Below are 16,790 nucleotides of genomic sequence, written 5' to 3' on the forward strand. Positions count from 1 at the left end.
CCGATCCCTTTACCGGCAGTCACCGCACAAACCGGCAATTCCGACGATAGCCCCGGCATGGTCGCCCGGGGTATACGCACCGCATTCGCACCACTGCCCATGGTCCGGCCACCGCCCCCGCGGCGAGTCGGGCATTCCCGCCCGCCCTTGCAGCGCGTTACGATCGGCGGCCTGTGCCAGCAATGGTTTCGCCTCATGGGGAGGGGTACGACGTGGCGTTCGACTACGGCGACCGGACCGGTTACGAACCGATCAGCGACACTGACCGTAAGGAGTTCCACGAGCAGGGCTTCATGCTGCTGCGGAACGTCCTGACGGAGGACCACCGGGCGGCGCTGGAGGCGGCGGTGGACCGCGTCTACGCCGAGGAGAAGGCCAAGGGCAACACCACCAAGGACGGCACCCTGCACCTGCTGGGCTTCCTGAACCGGGACGAGCTCTTCGGCGACCTGCTCACCCACCCGATCGCCTTCCCGTACATGTGGGGGCTGGCCGGGTGGAACATCTACAGCCACCACAACCACCTGGACGTGACCCCGCCGGCGCTGGAGCCGGAGAAGCCGTACTGGGGCTGGCACCAGGACGGGTACCGGCAGAACTCCGACCCGGAGACCATGGACCCGAACCTCCCCCGGCCGATGTTCTCGCTGAAGGTCGCCTACGTGCTCTCCGACCTGTCGGAGACCGGGCGCGGCGCCACCAAGGTCATCCCGGGCAGCCACCTGTGGAACTCGCTGCCCCGCCCGGCGGACACCACCGTGCACAACCCGGACCCGGAGGGCACGGTGGAGATCACCGCCAACCCGGGTGACGCGTTCATCTTCGACCGCCGCCAGTGGCACTCCCGGTCGACCAACCTGTCGACCATCACCCGCAAGATGCTCTTCGTCGGCTACACCTACCGGTGGATCCGCCCGCTGGACGAGCTGCACATCGACAAGGACGGCGAGTGGTGGGCCAACCGCACCCCGGTGCAGCGCCAGCTCTGCGGTGAGGGCACGCACACCGCGAACTACTGGGGCATCAACTGGGACGGCTACATCGACGACGAGATCCCGCTGCGCAAGGAGCTCAAGGAGCGCGGTCTGCTCGACCGCAGCATTCCCTGGCTGCGCTGACCCGACGCCGAACGGGCCCCTCCCCTCGCGGGACGGGGCCCGTTCCGCTTTCTCACGGCCCCCGCTCGCCCGGCGCGCGGCCGCTCAGCGGGGCGCGCGGCCGGCGAGCCGGCGGCGCGCCTTCTCCCGGATCGACCCGGGCAGGTCCGGGGCGTCCAGCAGCCGGGGCAGCAGCTCCGGCTCCAGGTTCAGCGCCCGGAACACCTCGCCGATGGTCACCCCATGCGCCGGACGCTCGACCACCTCGACCGGGGCGCCTGCGCCGACCTCGCCCTCCCGCAGCACCCGCAGGTACGCCCCGGGCAGCGCGCGCACGGTGAACCGCTTGATCAGGTCGGGCACGCCCCAGAAGCCGGCGAAGGTGGTGCACGGGGTGCGCGGCTTGGTCACTTGGAGCAGCGCCGACCCGATCGCCCACTGCTCGCCGATCACCGCCCCGGTCACGTCGACCGCGGCGGTGGTCAGGTTCTCGCCGAAGCCGCCCGGGCGGATCGCCCGGCCCAGTTCGGCGGCCCACCAGCCGGCGTCCTCCTCGGCGTAGGCGTAGACGGCCTGGTCCGGCCCGCCGTGGTGGGCCCGCTCGCCGATGAAGTCGCCGGCCACGCCCTCGGTACGGATCAGCACCGGGCCGTCCACCGGCCGCTTGTCGATGCCGCTGCGGCCGCTCGGATCGCCCGCCCACTCCGCCTCGGTGACGATCCCGAGGTTCACCGCCGCCAGCCTGCCCGTCATGGTGATCAGCCTAGTCAGGCCCCGGCGCTCAGCCCTTTACGGCTCCGGCGACCAGGCCGGAGACCATCCGGCGCTGCACCAACAGGAAGAAGATGATCACCGGGAGGGTGAACAGCGTGGAGGCGGCCATCACCGGCCCCCAGGCGGTGTCGTCGCGACCGAAGAAGAAGGTCATCGCCACCGGCAGGGTGTAGCGGTCCTGGTCGTTGATGAAGGTCAACGCGAAGATCAGCTCGTTCCAGGCGGTGATGAAGGAGAAGATGCTGGTCGCCACCAGGCCGGGGGCCACCAGCGGGAAGAGGATCCGGCGGAAGATCTGGGCCCGGCTGGCCCCGTCGATCGCGGCCGCCTCCTCCAGTTCCTTGGGCACCGCGGCGACGAACCCGCGCAGCATCCAGACCGCGAACGGCAACGAGAAGCCGAGGTAGGTGAGGATCAGGCTGGGCAGGGTGTTGTAGAGCCCGAGCCGCTGGATCATCAGGAACAGCGGGATGACCAGCGCCTCCAGCGGGATCATCTGCACCACCAGCAGCATGATCAGGAAGCTGGTCCGCAGCTTGAACCGGAACCGGGCCACCGCGGTGGCGGCGAGCAGCGCGACCAGGCCGCTGAGCAGCACGGTGGTGACCGCTACCAGGGCGCTGTTGAGGAAGAAGTCGGCGAAGGTCACGCCGGGGATCAGGTTGCCGGTGAGGATCTCCCGGTAGTGCGCCAGGGTCGGCTCGCTCGGCACCGGCCGGGGCGTGCTGGAGAAGATCTCCGAACTCGGCTTCAGCGAGGTGGCGATCATCCAGTAGACCGGGAAGGCCGCGAAGAGCGCCACCAGCAGGCCCGCACCGTTGAGGGCGATCCGCTTCACGCCTGCACCGCCCGCGCGTCGCGTCACGCGTCCTCCTCCTGCTTGAGCACCATGCGGACGTAGAAGCCGGTCACCACGAGCAGGATCAGGGTGAGGATCACCGCGATCGCCGCGCCGAGGCCGTACTTGGGTGGCGGCGAGAACGCCTCGGCGTACGAGTAGATGGAGAGCATGAACGTCGGCCGGTCCTGGGTACCGCCGGCGAGCACGAACTGCTGGGTGAAGACCTTGAAGTCCCAGATCGTCGAGAGCACGATCAGGATCCCGAAGACCGGCCGCAGCAGCGGGAAGGTGATCCGCCAGAACACCTTCCACGGGCCGGCCCCGTCCACCCGGGCCGCCTCGTGCAGCTCACTCGGCACGCTCTTCAGCCCGGCCAGCACGCTCACCGCGATGAACGGGAACGAGTGCCAGACCACCACCAGGGTCAGGATCGAGAAGAAGAGCAGGGGCGAGTTGAACCAGCCGTAGCCGGTCCAGTCGCTGCGGCCGAACAGGCTGGTGGAGAGCCCGTCGGGCAGGGCGTTGAACAGCCAGGTGACCAGGCCGCTGGTGTCGTCGAAGATCCACTTCCAGACGATCGTGCCGGTCAGCGCCGGGGTGGCCCAGGCCAGCATCACGCAGCTGGCCACGAACGCGGCCATCTTCCGGCCCAGCCGGTTGAGCAGCAGCCCGACCAGGGTGCCGAGGATCATCGTCAGCACGACGTTGGCCACCGCGAAGAGCACCGTGTTGCGCAGCACGGTGAGGAAGAACGGGTCGCCGAGGATCTCGGCGTAGTTCCCGAAGCCCACCCACGGCCACTCCCGGTCACCGCGCAGCTGGCGGACGTTGTTGAGCCGGAAGAAGGACATCGCGATGACCTGGCCGAGCGGCCAGAGCAGCAGCACGGCGATGATCACCAGGCAGGGCAGGAGCAGCAGGTACGGGAGGCGGTCCATCCGGCGACGCCGCCGCGCGGGGGTCTCCCGCGCGGCGGACGCCTCCGGCGCCTCGGTCAGCGTGGTCACTTGGCGTTGAGGATGCTTTCCATCTCCGCGGCCGCGTCGGCGGTGGCCTTCTCGACCGTCTTCTGACCCTTGATGACCGAGCTGTTCATCGCCTGGGTCACCGTCTTGGTCCGGCTGACCTCCACCCACTTCGGAGTGAGCGGCGTGAGCTTGGTGTTCTGCATTGCCGTGGCGAACGGCGCCATGATCTTGTCGCTGCTGTACTTGTCCCCACCGACCAGGTCCTTGTAAACCGGGAAGAAGCCCAGGCTCTCGGCGAACGCCGCGTCGTTCTTCTTGCTCAGCAGCACGGTCAGGTAGTCCCAGGCCAGATCCTGCCGCTCGCTGTCCTGCCAGACGGCGAGGTCCGAGCCACCGGCGAAGGCGGGCGCGGGCTGGCCGTCGGGGCCGGGGATCGGGAACGTCCCCCAGACCTTCTCGATCTCCGGGTTGTCCTTCTTGATGGCGCCCTGCTGCCAGCTGCCGCCGAACGCCATGGCCGCCTTGCCGGTGGCGAACTGGGTCCGCGCGTCGATCTCGTTCCAGCCGGCGGCGGCCGGCGGGGCGACCTTGTGCACAGTCACCAGGTCGGTCCAGAACTTGACCGCCTTCTGCGCCTCCGGCGTGTTGTAGCCGGACTTCCAGGAGTCACCCTGCTTGGTGGCGATCTCCGCGCCGGCACCCCACAGGAACGAGTAGAACGGCAGCTCGGAGTTGCCGGGCAGGGCGATGCCGTAGGTGCCCGGCTTCTTCGCCTGTACGGCCTTGGCCGCGGCGACCAGGTCGTCCCAGGTCTTCGGCACCTGCACGCCGGCCTCGGCGAACCAGTCGGTGCGGTAGTAGATGCCACGCACGCCCGCGTACCACGGCACGCCGTACTGCTTGCCGTCGAGCTGTGCGTTCTGCACAAGGTCGGGGAGGATGTCCTTGCCCTCGGCCCAGCCGCCGAACTTGCCCGTCAGGTCGGCCAGTGCCTCCTGCGCGGCCCAGCCCTGGGTCTCGGTGTTGCCCAGCTCGGTGACGTCCGGGCCCTCACCGCCGGCGAGCGCCGCCTGGAACTTCTTCGGCGCTTCCAGCCAGGGGATGTACTGGACCACCACGTCGGTGTCCGGGTGCTTCTGCCGGAACTCGGTCTCGACGCCGTCGAGGAACTTGGTCTGCGCCTCGCTGCCCTCGCCCATCATCCAGACCGTCAGCTTGCTGTTGTCGGCCGCCGCGTCGTCGTCCGAGCCGCCGCAGCCAGCCAGCACCATCGCGGCCGAGGCCACGACGGCGGTGACCGGAGCCAGCCGCTTCCACCTGTTCACGCCATATCTCCCTCGCGCCGTCTGGCATTAACCTTCTCCGCCGCACCTTAGTAGGAAAAATTCCTTTACGACAGTGGGCGCTCCGGCGGAAGCGAGGCGACCGTATCGCAGCCCCGCCGCGAGGGACAGCCGGGCAACGGGGCGAATCAGGCCGTACGCAGACGAACGGGCGCCCGACCTGCCGGTCAGGCGCCCGTCGTGTTCAGGCTGTGCGGATTTACCGGTGGGTGACGCCTCGGCGCCGGCCCGCCCCGGCCACCAGGGCCACCGCGATGGCGGCCAGTACGACCTGGACGAGCAGCTCGCCCCAGTCGATGCCGGCGGTCTCGGTGGCGATGCCCATGGCCCGGGCGAGCACCGTGCCGAGCAGCGCGGCGCCCACGCCGATCAGCATGTGCAGCCAGATCGGCATGTTCTGCCGGCCCGGCACGACCAGCCGGCCCAGAGCGCCGACGATGAGACCGACAACGAGCGCGGTGATGATGCCCCAAACGGTGAGCTCCACGGTCGCCCTCCTTCAGCAGAATGTCTGTCACACGGTGTGTGCTTCCTGTCGTGACCGCCAAGTTCCCGACCGGCAGAATCGCCAAACCGGTCCGACCACCGCCGACCTCGTCCGCGGTCGATGCGCGGCTGCATCCCGATCCCCCACCGGGCAGGGTTTGCGCAGGTCGCGACGGCTCTCGGAGCGCTGATCCCGGCCGATGCCCGACACCGGAAATTCCTTCATCGGCCACCGCCGGACCGGCAAGACGCCCCGCCGACACGACGACGGCCGCCGGTCGGACCGGCGGCGGCCTCACTTCTTGCCGGGAGCCTTGCCGTCCCCGGAGTCGGAGGAGAGCGCGGCGATGAAGGCCTCCTGGGGGACCTCCACCCGGCCCACCATCTTCATCCGCTTCTTGCCTTCCTTCTGCTTCTCCAGCAGCTTGCGCTTCCGGCTGATGTCACCGCCGTAGCACTTCGCGAGCACGTCCTTGCGGATCGCGCGGATGGTCTCCCGGGCGATCACCCGGCTGCCGATCGCCGCCTGGATCGGCACCTCGAACTGCTGGCGCGGGATCAGGTTGCGCAGCTTCGCCGCGATCGAGGTGCCGTAGTTGTACGCCTTGTCCTTGTGCACGATCGCGCTGAACGCGTCGACCGGCTCGCCGTGCAGCAGGATGTCCACCTTCACCAGGTCGGAGGACTGCTCGCCGGAGGGCTCGTAGTCCAGCGAGGCGTACCCCTTGGTGCGGCTCTTCAGCTGGTCGAAGAAGTCGAAGATGATCTCGGCCAGCGGCAGCGTGTAGCGCAGCTCCACCCGGTCGGCGGAGAGGTAGTCCATGCCGAGCAGGTTGCCCCGGCGGCCCTGGCAGAGCTCCATCACCGCGCCGACGTAGTCGTTCGGGGTGAGCACGGTGGCCCGCACGGTGGGCTCGTACACCTCGGCGATCTTGCCGGTCGGGTATTCGCTCGGGTTGGTGACCACGACCTCCTCGCCGTCCTCCTGGACGGCCCGGTAGACCACGTTCGGCGCGGTGGAGATCAGGTCGAGGTTGAATTCGCGCTCCAGCCGCTCCCGGATGATCTCCAGGTGCAGCAGGCCGAGGAAACCGCAGCGGAAGCCGAAGCCGAGCGCCCCGGACGTCTCCGGCTCGTAGGTGAGCGCGGCGTCGTTCAGCTTGAGCTTGTCGAGCGCGTCCCGCAGGTTGGGGTAGTCCGAGCCGTCGATCGGGTAGAGGCCGGAGTAGACCATCGGCTTCGGGTCCTTGTAGCCGCCGAGCGCCTCGGTGGCCGGCCGGGAGTTGATGGTGACGGTGTCACCGACCCGGGACTGGCGGACGTCCTTCACGCCGGTGATCAGGTAGCCCACCTCGCCGACGCCGAGCGCGTCGGCCTTCTGCATCTCCGGCGAGATGACCCCGATCTCCAGCAGTTCGTGCGCGGCGCCGGTGGACATCATCTTGATCCGGTCCCGGGCGTTGATGTGCCCGTCGATCACCCGGACGTAGGTGACCACGCCCCGGTACACGTCGTACACCGAGTCGAAGATCATCGCGCGGGCCGGCGCGTCGGCGTCGCCGACCGGCGGCTGGAACTGCCGGACGATCTCGTCGAGCAGGTGCGGCACGCCCTCGCCGGTCTTGCCGGAGACCTTGATGCAGTCGGCCGGGTCGCCGCCGATCAGGTGGGCCAACTCCTCGGCGTACTTCTCCGGCTGGGCGGCCGGCAGGTCGATCTTGTTGAGCACCGGGATGATGTGCAGGTCGTTCTCGAGCGCCAGGTAGAGGTTGGCCAGCGTCTGCGCCTCGATGCCCTGCGCGGCGTCGACCAGCAGGATGGCCCCCTCGCAGGCGGCCAGCGAGCGGGACACCTCGTAGGTGAAGTCGACGTGGCCCGGGGTGTCGATCATGTTGAGCACGGCCTGCTCGCCGGCCCGCTCGCCCTCCCGGATGGTCCACGGCATCCGGACGGCCTGGCTCTTGATGGTGATGCCGCGCTCGCGCTCGATGTCCATCCGGTCGAGGTACTGGGCACGCATCTGCCGCGGGTCGACCACGCCGGTGAGCTGCAACATCCGGTCGGCCAGGGTCGACTTCCCGTGGTCGATGTGGGCGATGATGCAGAAGTTCCTGATGCGCGCCGGGTCGGTGGCACCAGGAGCGTTCGCGCCGGAATCGAGCGTCGGAGGCACAGCTGTCCGTTCTGGTCGGCTGACGTTGAGCAGGCCGGCGCGACGCCGGCCCCCTCTATGCTCCCACGTCGCCGACGCGCTCCCGCTGCGCGGGCGATCCCCGGCCCTGACCTCCTGCCGTCACCCGTGCGGGGCGTCGACCGGCGCGGCCGCCCGGCGTCACTCGGCGGGCGGCTCGACGAAGAGCGCGGCGAGCTTCGGCAGCCGGCGGCGGGCCTCCTCCTCGTGGTCGAAGTCCCAGAAGTCGTTGAGATCCGGCACCGGGACCGGGTCCCGATCGGCCGGCAGGTCGGTCGCGGTCGCCCTGCGGTACGCGTCCCACGGCACCGAGAGCATCTCCTCGCACTCGAACTCCTCGCCGCTGAGCGAGGCAGCCCGCACCTGCGGCAGCTCGGCCAGCGAGTCCGGGTCGGCCACCGCCCGGGCGAAGACCTCCCGGCCCTGGGTCATCAGCCAGCCCCGGAAGTACTCGAAGCCGTCGTCCGAGGCGCCCCCGTTGATCAGGTAGGCCGCACCCCAGAGGTCCACCCGGTAGGACGCGGCGAGGACCCGCTGCTGGTGGCGGGCGTAGCCGACGATGTCGGCCGGCTCGCGCTCGGCGAGCAGCGCCACCGCCCGCGCGGCGACCGCGCCGGACTCGCCCCCGCCGCCGGACCGGGCCCGGTCGATCAACTGCCAGAAATCGTCGGTCCTCATGGCCTGGCAGTCTCCCAGACCGACCACGGCCGCCGGTCGGGCAGCGGGAAGAGCTCGGCGAGCCGGGGAAACCGCAGGGCGAACTCGGCCGGATCCTCCAGCGCCCACTCCTCGTCCTGCGGGTCGGGCGACATGCTCACGTCCCGACCGCGCGCCGCCAGCGCCCGCTCCAGGCCGTCCTCGTCGCCGGTGATCCGCTGGTACGCCCGCTCGGCGACGTAGTCGAGCGCCTCCCAGTCCGGCCACTCGTGATCGGCCCAGTCCCGGTTCGACCGGCCGGCCAGCCGACGGACCTGCGGCACGTCGGCCAGCGCGTCCGGGTCGGCGACCACCCGGTCGAACGTCTCCCGGCCCAGCCCCACCAGCCAGGCCTGGAAGTAGTGGAAGCCGTCGTCGGAGCAGAGCCCGCCGCAGACGCGCAGCGCGGCACCCCACGGCGACCAGGTGTCGGCCCGGGCGCGGGCCTCGTCGAGCCGGAGCGCGAAGTCGACCACGTCGTCGGTGGGGCGCTCGGCCAGGCGGTCGGTGAGCCAGGCCAGCCGGGCGTCCGGGTCGTCGGTGGCGGCGGCGGACGCCTCGATCAGCGCCCAGAAGTCGTCGGTGGCGATCACCGGCGCAGTATCGCGGGGCGGTACGACAACCGGCAGCATGGAGACGTGCCCCCGCCGTCGCTGCCCCCGGTGCCGTACGACGCCACGGCGCTGCGGCCGGACTGGGCCGACCTGCCGGTCGAGCTGCGGGCGGCGCTGGCCGACCGGTTGGGCGCCCCGGTGGTCGCGGTCCGGGTCGCCGGCGCCGGCTTCACCCGCGGCTTCGCCGGCCTGCTCCGCACCGCCGACGGCGGCCGGGTCTTCGTCAAGGCCGCGCCCGCCGCCGGGCAACCGCACCTGGTCGACTGGTACGCCCGGGAGGCGGCCATCCTCGACCGGCTGCCCGCCGGCCTGCCGGCGCCCCGCCCGCGCTGGACGGTGCGTGCCGAAGGCTGGTTCGCGGTCGGCCAGGAGGCGATCGACGGCCGTACCCCCGGACTGCCCTGGCGACCGGCCGAGCTGGCCGCCACCCTGACCGGGTACGCCCGGCTCGCCGCCGCGCTGGCCGACCCGTCGGCCGAACTGGTCGCCCTGGGGCTGCCCCAGCTCGCGGACCTGGCCCGGGAGGACATCCTGTGGTGGGGTGAGGTCGCGGCCGGCCGCCGGCCACCGCCGCCGCTGCCCGGCCCGGTCCGGGACCGGCTGCCCGAGCTGGTCGCCCTGGAGTCCCGCCTGCCCGGTTACGCCGCCGGCGCGCCCGGGTTGATCCACGGCGACCTGCGGCTGGACAACGTGCTCGTCGACCCCGCCGGCCGGGCCTGGTTCTGCGACTGGACCTGGCTCTGCCACGGGCCGGCCTGGTTCGACCTGGTCACCCTGCTGATCACCGGACATGCCAGCGGGCTGGACGCGGACGCGCTCTTCGCCGGCCACCCGGCCGCCGCCGGCGCCGCGCCGGACGTGCTGGATGTCACCCTGGCCGCGCTGGCCGGCTACTTCCTCACCTCCGCGGCCTCGGCCCCACCGACCGCCTCGGCACACCTGCGGGCCCATCAGCGCTGGAGTGGCGAGCAGGCGCTCGACTGGCTCGCCCACCGCCAGGGCTGGACGTGACCCCACCGCCTACGCCGTCCGCCACGGGCTGGCGTTGACCGGCGCTCCGCCACGAGCCGGCGTCCCCGCCGGTCCGCCCCGGGCTGGCGCTGGCTGGCACGGCGGTGGCGTGGGCATGATGGGTCGGTCGTCGCTCGCCGCCCGTTCCGGGCACCGCGGACCCGGCCGTTTTGGCTCGTCCCGGGCGACCTGGTAACCTGGCTCTTCGCGCAGCGGTGACGCATGCTCGTCGCGCGCACAAGCAGACCAACCCGAGCTATCAAGACGAGGCTGTCGCGTGGCGAACATCAAGTCCCAGATCAAGCGCAACCGGCAGAACGAGAAGCGCCGGCTGCGTAACAAGTCGGTCAAGTCGTCGCTGAAGACCGCCATCCGGAAGTTCCACGAGGCCGCCGAGGCCGGCGACGTGGAGAAGGCCACCGTCCTCATGCGCGACGCTGCTCGCAAGCTGGACAAGGCCGCCAGCAAGGGCGTGATCCACACCAACCAGGCCGCGAACCGCAAGTCCGCGATCGCCAAGCGCGTGGTGTCGCTCTCCGCCTGATCCGGCGGACCCAGACCTGACCGGATGCCCCGGGCGCTGCCCGGGGCATCCGTCTGTGTGTCCCCTAGCCTGATCGGGCTCGCCGACGTCCGCCCGGGGTCAGGCCAGCGGGTCGGGACGGTCACCGGAGGGGTCGGAGCCGATCTCAGATCGGCCCGGCGCGGGTTGCTCCGACCCGGGATCGGCCACCGGGCCGGATCCGCCCGGCGCCCCAGGGGCCGACTCGGCACCACCCGACCGGGCCGAGCCACCCGACCCGTTCCGGGCGGGCGGAGCAGGCGTCGTGCGCACCGACTCGGACGTGATGACCACACCCGGCACGCTGTGCGTGATCCACTCCACCTGGGCCCGGCCGACGACCGGCTCCATCTGCCGCCGGAAACGCTCCCGCTCCTGCTCGGGCACCGCCGCCGCGGACCGGACGACCAGCGCCGCCACCACGTCGTTGAGCTTCACCATCACCGCCACCGCGGCCGGCAGGACCAGCACCGCCCACCAGGTCACCAGCTCGGCGAGGGCGAGCAGCGCGGCGAGCGCGACGACGCCCTCGAAGAAGAGGAAGCAGAGCACTCCGCCGGGATTGACGAAGCGCAGGCCGAGGATCCGGGCGTAGAGCGGCCGGTACCGCTCCTCGTCGGCCGGGATCGTCGCCCACGAGCCGTGGCTCGCTCTGCTCACCGGGCGCCACCCTGCCGGGCGGCCGCGACCGAGAAGACCGCCCGCTCCAGGGCATACGCCCGGTCGTCCGCGCCACCCTTGACGGCGGCGTTGCACTCGGCGGCGGCCTGCATGGCCTGCACCAGCCCCTCGGGCGTCCAACCGCGGGCCCGCTGCTGGGCGCCGCGGATCTTCCAGGCCGGCATGCCGAGGGCGCTCGCCAACTGGTACGGGTCACCCCGCCCGGCCGCCGCGACCCGGGCCACGGTCCGCACGCCGTCGGCGATCGCGTCGGCGATCGGCACCGGGTCGACCCCCACGTGCAGCGCCCAGCGCAACGCCTCCAGCGCCCCCGGCAGGTCGCCCACCATCGCGGCGTCGGCCACGGTGAAGCCGGTCACCTCGACCCGGCCCCGGTAGTAGCGCGCCACGGTGTCGGCGCCGATCCGGCCGTCGGTGTCGGCCATCAGCTGGGAGCAGGCGGCGGCCAGCTCGCGCAGGTCGTTGCCGACCGCCGCGATGAGCGCCTCGGCGGCGTCCTCGGTGCACTTGCCGCCGGCTCGGCGGATCTCGTCGCGGACGAAGGCCACCCGGTCGCGGTGGCCCTTGAGCTTGGCCGCCGGCACGACCGTGGCGCCGGCCGCCTTGAGCCCGTCCGCGAACGCCTTGCCCTTGGCACCGCCGAGGTGCAGCACGACGAGCTGGACCTCCGGGTCGGGGGTCTTCGCGTACGCCAGCAGGGCGGTGACCAGGTCCTTGCGGGCGTCCTGACCGGACCGGAGGATCAGCACCCGCCGGCCGCCGAACAGGGACGGGCTGAGCATCTCGGCGATCTCGCCGACGGTCAGCGAGCCGGCCTGGTACTCCCGGACGTCCACGTCGGGGTCCACACTGCGGGCCCGGGCGACGGCTTCGGACACCGCCCGCGTGGCGAGCAGCTCTTCGTCGCCGAGGACGAGCAGAATGGGCGGGAGGCTGGCGGTCACGCCGCCCATATTCGCACGCCGCGCTGCCGGAACCAGCCTGGTCATCGGTACTCCGCTCGCGGAGCCCGCACTCAGCGCAAATCCAGACATCTACGTTGATTCAGGCCTTATCGCTGGAATCACCGTCGATCCGTCAGCGCTGCCGGCCCGGGTCGACGCCCCGACTCACTACCGCCAGGCCGGACCGCCCGACCACCGCCGCCACGTCGCCGTCGGTGTCGGTGCGCAGCACCCGCGCCCCGCCCCGGGCCAGCCGGGCCAACAGCGCCGGGTGCGGGTGCCCGTAGGTGTTGCCGGCACCGACCGGCACCAGGGCGACCGCCGGGCGGACCGCGTCGAGAAACGCCGGGTCCTGATAGGCCGAACCGTGGTGCGGCACCTTCAACACCTCCGCCCGCAGCTCACCCGCCGGTACGCCGGCCAGCAGCGCCCGCTGCTGCTCGGTCTCCGCGTCGCCGGTGAGCAGGATCCGCACCCCGGACACCACGGCACGCAGCACTATCGAGTTGTTGTTCGGGTCGGACCGGGTGCCGCGCAACGGGGCCGCCCAGCCGAGGGCGGCCAACTCGACCCCACCCGCCCGCCAGCGCCAGCCGGGCGGCGCGGTCAGCAGCTCGACGGCCCGCGCCGCCGCCTCGCCCCGGACCAGGTCGCGCCCGTGCTCCGGTTCCGGCCACGGTGGAGCGAGCACGGCGGTGACCCGGCGTCCCCGGAACACCCCGGCGACGCCACCGGCATGGTCGACGTGGAAGTGGCTGATCACCAGCAGCGGCACCTCCCGTACGCCGAGCCGACGCAGGCAGGCGTCCACCACCGCCGGCTCGGGGCCGGCGTCGACCACCACGGCCCGCCCGGCGCTCACCGGCAGCACGATCGCGTCGCCCTGGCCGACGGCGCAGGCGGCCACCACCCAGCCCGCCGGCGGCCAGCCGTCGGCCACCAGCCGGACCGGCAGCGTGCCGAGCATCACGGCGACTGCCACCACCGCGACCAGGCGGCGTACCAGCGGCCGTCGGGTGGCCACCAGCAGCGCCCCGGTCAGGCCGGCCAGCAGCAGCGCTCCCGGTACGCCGCCCGGCCACGGCAGGGTGCCGGCGGGGAGTTGCGCACCGTACCGGGCGACGGTGACCAGCCACCACGCCGGCCAGCTCGCCAGCCAGGCGGCGAACTCGGCCCCGGCCGGCCAGACCGGTGACACCGCCGCGGCGAGCACGCCGAGCACGGTGGCCGGCGCGATCGCCGGTACCGCCAGCAGGTTGGCCGGCACCGCGACCAGGCTGACCGTGCCGGAGATCCCGGCGACCACGGGAGCGCAGGCGAGCTGCGCGGCGGCCGGCACCGCCAGGGCCTCGGCCAGGCCGGCCGGCACGCCGCGGCGACGCAGCCCGTCCCGCCACCGTGGCGCGAGCAGCAACAGGCCACCGGTGGCCAGGACGGAGAGCGCAAAGCCGGGGTCGCCGGCCAGCTCCGGGTCGAGCAGCACCAGCACCGTGACCGCCGCGGCCAGGGCCGGCAGCGCGGCTCGGGGCCGGCCGGTGGCCAGCGCGACCAGCCCGATCGCGCCCATGGTGGCGGCCCGCACCACGCTCGGCGACGGGCGGACCAGGATGACGAAGCCCACCAGCGCCACGGCGCACAGCCCCGCCGCCAGCCACGGGCCGGCCCGCGCCCAGCGGGCCAGCAGCAGCACCGCGCCGACGACGATCGCCACGTTGGAACCGGAGACGGCATTCAGGTGGGTCATGCCGGTGGCCAGGAAGTCCTCCTCCACCATGGCCGGCAACCGGCTGGTGTCCCCCACCACCAGGCCGGGAAGCAGTCCGCCCTGCTCGTCCGGCAGCGGCTCGCAGGCGCGTTGCAGGCCGGCCCGGAGCTGGCCGGCGGCCCGCTGGGACGTCGGCGCGGGCCCGTGCGGCTCGGGCGGACCGGTGGCGCGCAGCACGGCGGCGGTGAGGTCACCGCCACGTGGGGCGGCCAACCGCCCCTCGGCGGTCAACCGCTGCCCGGGCAGCAGTCCCCGCCAACCCGGGTCGGTGGCCAGCACGAGCACGCGCACCGGCGCGGCCACCCGCCGGCCGTCCGGGCCGGTGACGCCGACCAGCTCGGCCGCCACCAGCAGCATCGCCGGACGGCCGGTGGCACCACCGCGGACCGGCCGGGGATCGTCGCGCACGACCAGCTCGGCGGTGACGCTGGCCCGCTCGTCGACCAGGGCGCGGACCGGCCCGGCGTCCCGGACGGCCAGCCGGGCGGCGGTCGCGCTGGCGCCGCAGACCACCCCGATCAGCACCGCGACGGCGATCCAGCCGTACCGTCGCAGGCGCGCCGACGGTCGGCCGAGAAGGCCCAGCAGACGCAGCGCGCCGAGGACCGCCAGCGCTGCCGCCCCCGCCGCGAGCAGCAGCGTGCCGGCGGCGGTGAGGTGCAGCCCGGCCAGCGCGGCGAGCCATGCCGCCACGGCCAGCCCGGCCAGCCGCAGGTCCGGCCCCGCTGCCCGGTCTCCGCCGGTCACCCCGTCCGGATCCGTCGCCCGGCTCAGCCGGGGTACGGCAGCCGGGGTGCCGGCTCGTCCGGTGGCGGCAGCGGGCGGTTGGCTGCCGCTCACACCGTCACCAGGTCCTTGAGCTGCTCGTACCGGGCGTCGCCGATGCCGTCCACCTGGCGCAGGTCGCCGACGGACCGGAACCCGCCGTGCTGCTCGCGGTGGTCGAGGATACGTTGGGCGAGCACCGGCCCGACCCCGGGCAGCGAGTCGAGCTGTGCCAGCGTCGCGGTGTTCAGGTTGACCCGACCGCCGGGTGCCGCGCCGGGCTCCCCCGCGCCCGGCGCCGCAGGTGCGCGGGCCAGGTTCGGCGGCGCCGGTACGCCGACCAGGATCAGCTCGCCGTCGGTGACCTTCCGGGCCGGGTTGAGCAGGGCCACGTCCACGCCGGGCAACGCCCCACCGGCCGCCTCGACGGCGTCGGCGACCCGGGCACCGGCCGGCACCCGGACCAGCCCCGGTCGGCGTACCTTGCCGGCCACGGCCACCACCAGCTCGCCGGCCGGCGACGCCACCGGATCGGCGAACGACGAGCTGAGCGGCCCGGCCGGCACCGCGGTGGCCAGCGGGGCGACCGGCTCGGCGCGAGGGCGGGACCGCCAGGCCCAGAATCCGGCACCGAGCACCACCAGCACGGCGACCACAGCCAGCGCCCGCACCCCCCGCCGCCCCGGGTCGAAGACCCCGGGGCCGGGCAGGCGGGACGTCGGCGCATCCTCCCCCGCGCCGCCCACCAGCACCGGCTCGGGATCGGGCACCGACGAGGCAGAGCGCGACGGCAGCGCGGCCCGGATCGGCACGTGTCCGAGCCCGGACAGCGGACCGTCGTCGACAGCGGGAGGACGTCCGCCCGCCCGGTCCGGTCCCACTCCCGGCGACGCGCCGGCGAACGGCCACGGCGCGGCGAGGGTGTGCGACAGGCCGGGCGGGTCGGCCGCGACCCCGGCCGCGGCCCGCCCGGCAGGGGGCGCAGCCGTCTCGGCAGCCGTGGCGGGCAGCAGGCGCCGAAGGCGCTGCCGCACCACCGCCTCCTCGTCATTCGACACGGCGCGAGGCTAGGTCGTCTCCGGCGCCCCGGCCGCTACCGTGGGTCCGGCTGTGGACAGGAACGTCTCCTGTGGACAGGCGCCTGATCATGCGGAGGTGTGCTAGCGGGCAGTCGCTCGGTGGCGGCGAGTCATCCAAGCAGCTGGTTGCGTACATCGGCCAGGACGGTCTGGGCCCATTCGAGCTGTGGGCACCCGTCCTCGGTGCACTGCCAGCAGCCCCCGGGTTGCCAGGGATTCGGCGATCGGGTCCAGTGCATGTCCATTGTCCGGTTGGCGGCCCAGATCAGCTCGGCCAGCGTCACCGGCTCATCCATCGGCACGGTCTCGCCCCAATCGCTGGAACCGATCGAAGGCGGTCGAGTAGTAGATGCCCGGGGTTCGTTCGTTCCGGGAGGATCGCGTGACCGAGATCGGATGCAGATTCGGGCAGGACGAGAAGTACGGCCATCCGCACGAACACCTGGGTTCGCTCCAGGGTCTCCAGAATCTCCGCTTCGGCAGATGTCGCCGATGGTTGCTCATCGTCGGGCCTTCCGCGAAATCGGCAGTTGGCCCGCTGTGGAGCGGCGACGGGACACCGCTCCACAGCGGATGACGGAACACGCGGATTGCTGAAGCCCAGGTGTCCGTTCACTGTCTCACTGTAGTCACTGTCTCAGTGTAGTCAACTCTTCACCGTGTTCACTTGCTCGGCCTGCTGGCTTGTCCGCTCACGCCCGGACCTGGAAGCATGATCTCCGCTGAAGTCCAGGAGAGCCGAGCATGCCAACCAGACCACCGCACTATCGGCGGGTAGCCGACGACATCGAGCAGAAGATCCGGTCTGGCGAGTACTCGCCGGGCCAGCAACTGCCGTCGGTGACGGAGATCGGCGAGCTCTACAACGTCGCACGCTCCACCGCCTACCGGGCGGTCAAGGAACTCCACGCCCGAAACCTCATCTACGGCCAGCAGGGACAGGGCGTGTTCGTCGCCGAGACCGAATGAGCAG

Annotated in this window: 17 protein-coding genes; 4 read left to right on the forward strand and 13 right to left on the reverse strand. The window is 72.4% G+C overall.

Features of this window, described 5'->3' with window-relative positions:
* Positions 1-212 precede the first annotated feature (212 nt).
* Positions 213-1,118 (forward strand): phytanoyl-CoA dioxygenase family protein, encoded by a 906-nt coding sequence (locus FHX32_RS02805; RefSeq protein WP_231928516.1) that lies wholly within the window; start codon positions 213-215, stop codon positions 1,116-1,118.
* An 84-nt stretch (positions 1,119-1,202) separates the two neighbouring features.
* Here FHX32_RS02805 and FHX32_RS02810 read toward each other — a convergent pair whose 3' ends face one another.
* The 8 genes from FHX32_RS02810 to FHX32_RS02845 all read right to left on the reverse strand — a co-directional run bounded on the left by FHX32_RS02810 (position 1,203) and on the right by FHX32_RS02845 (position 8,989).
* Positions 1,203-1,850: an MOSC domain-containing protein gene (locus FHX32_RS02810; RefSeq protein ID WP_167179204.1), complete on the reverse strand. Its 648-nt coding sequence runs from the start codon at positions 1,848-1,850 to the stop codon at positions 1,203-1,205.
* Between the two features lie 28 nt (positions 1,851-1,878).
* A complete protein-coding gene (locus FHX32_RS02815; protein WP_167182122.1) occupies positions 1,879-2,709 on the reverse strand; it encodes a carbohydrate ABC transporter permease in 831 nt (276 codons plus the stop codon).
* A gap of 23 nt (positions 2,710-2,732) precedes the next feature.
* Positions 2,733-3,719 carry a carbohydrate ABC transporter permease gene (locus FHX32_RS02820; RefSeq protein ID WP_167179206.1) on the reverse strand — a complete coding sequence of 329 codons (987 nt, stop codon included), beginning with the start codon at positions 3,717-3,719 and terminating at the stop codon, positions 2,733-2,735.
* Positions 3,716-5,005 carry a sugar ABC transporter substrate-binding protein gene (locus FHX32_RS02825; protein ID WP_167179208.1) on the reverse strand — a complete coding sequence of 430 codons (1,290 nt, stop codon included), beginning with the start codon at positions 5,003-5,005 and terminating at the stop codon, positions 3,716-3,718. Before FHX32_RS02825 ends, FHX32_RS02820 begins: the two co-directional genes overlap by 4 nt.
* Before the next feature lie 217 nt (positions 5,006-5,222).
* Complete coding sequence (locus FHX32_RS02830; RefSeq protein WP_167179210.1) at positions 5,223-5,510, reverse strand: GlsB/YeaQ/YmgE family stress response membrane protein; 288 nt, start codon at positions 5,508-5,510, stop codon at positions 5,223-5,225.
* 294 nt (positions 5,511-5,804) lie between these two features.
* Positions 5,805-7,682, reverse strand: coding sequence for a translation elongation factor 4 (gene lepA, locus FHX32_RS02835; protein ID WP_167179212.1), 1,878 nt, complete (start codon positions 7,680-7,682; stop codon positions 5,805-5,807).
* Between the two features lie 159 nt (positions 7,683-7,841).
* Positions 7,842-8,378, reverse strand: coding sequence for a DUF4240 domain-containing protein (locus tag FHX32_RS02840; RefSeq protein ID WP_167179214.1), 537 nt, complete (start codon positions 8,376-8,378; stop codon positions 7,842-7,844).
* The gene (locus tag FHX32_RS02845; RefSeq protein WP_167179216.1) at positions 8,375-8,989 is read right to left on the reverse strand and encodes a DUF4240 domain-containing protein; all 615 of its coding nucleotides are present in this window, start codon (positions 8,987-8,989) and stop codon (positions 8,375-8,377) included. The genes FHX32_RS02840 and FHX32_RS02845 overlap by 4 nt, the downstream gene beginning before the upstream one ends.
* 45 nt (positions 8,990-9,034) lie before the next feature.
* Here FHX32_RS02845 and FHX32_RS02850 point away from each other — a divergent pair, with 45 nt between their 5' ends.
* Both FHX32_RS02850 and rpsT read left to right on the forward strand, forming a co-directional pair.
* Positions 9,035-10,021 (forward strand): aminoglycoside phosphotransferase family protein, encoded by a 987-nt coding sequence (locus FHX32_RS02850; RefSeq protein WP_167179218.1) that lies wholly within the window; start codon positions 9,035-9,037, stop codon positions 10,019-10,021.
* A gap of 277 nt (positions 10,022-10,298) precedes the next feature.
* Positions 10,299-10,565: a 30S ribosomal protein S20 gene (gene rpsT, locus FHX32_RS02855; RefSeq protein ID WP_088992408.1), complete on the forward strand. Its 267-nt coding sequence runs from the start codon at positions 10,299-10,301 to the stop codon at positions 10,563-10,565.
* Positions 10,566-10,664: 99 nt separating this feature from the next.
* Here rpsT and FHX32_RS34835 read toward each other — a convergent pair whose 3' ends face one another.
* From FHX32_RS34835 to FHX32_RS02880, 5 genes are all read right to left on the reverse strand, one after another.
* Complete coding sequence (locus tag FHX32_RS34835; RefSeq protein ID WP_486480883.1) at positions 10,665-11,243, reverse strand: hypothetical protein; 579 nt, start codon at positions 11,241-11,243, stop codon at positions 10,665-10,667.
* Positions 11,240-12,217 carry a DNA polymerase III subunit delta gene (holA, locus tag FHX32_RS02865; RefSeq protein ID WP_167179221.1) on the reverse strand — a complete coding sequence of 326 codons (978 nt, stop codon included), beginning with the start codon at positions 12,215-12,217 and terminating at the stop codon, positions 11,240-11,242. Before holA ends, FHX32_RS34835 begins: the two co-directional genes overlap by 4 nt.
* 124 nt (positions 12,218-12,341) lie before the next feature.
* A complete protein-coding gene (locus tag FHX32_RS02870) occupies positions 12,342-14,813 on the reverse strand; it encodes a ComEC/Rec2 family competence protein (protein ID WP_486480884.1) in 2,472 nt (823 codons plus the stop codon).
* Complete coding sequence (locus FHX32_RS02875) at positions 14,810-15,796, reverse strand: ComEA family DNA-binding protein (RefSeq protein WP_486480885.1); 987 nt, start codon at positions 15,794-15,796, stop codon at positions 14,810-14,812. The genes FHX32_RS02870 and FHX32_RS02875 overlap by 4 nt, the downstream gene beginning before the upstream one ends.
* Positions 15,797-15,927: 131 nt before the next feature.
* Positions 15,928-16,113 (reverse strand): hypothetical protein, encoded by a 186-nt coding sequence (locus FHX32_RS02880; protein ID WP_109899790.1) that lies wholly within the window; start codon positions 16,111-16,113, stop codon positions 15,928-15,930.
* 448 nt (positions 16,114-16,561) lie between these two features.
* Here FHX32_RS02880 and FHX32_RS02885 point away from each other — a divergent pair, with 448 nt between their 5' ends.
* The gene (locus tag FHX32_RS02885; RefSeq protein WP_109899789.1) at positions 16,562-16,786 is read left to right on the forward strand and encodes a GntR family transcriptional regulator; all 225 of its coding nucleotides are present in this window, start codon (positions 16,562-16,564) and stop codon (positions 16,784-16,786) included.
* The last annotated feature ends 4 nt before the right edge of the window (positions 16,787-16,790 follow it).

The sequence above is a fragment of the Micromonospora sp. CNZ280 genome (genome assembly GCF_011759515.1).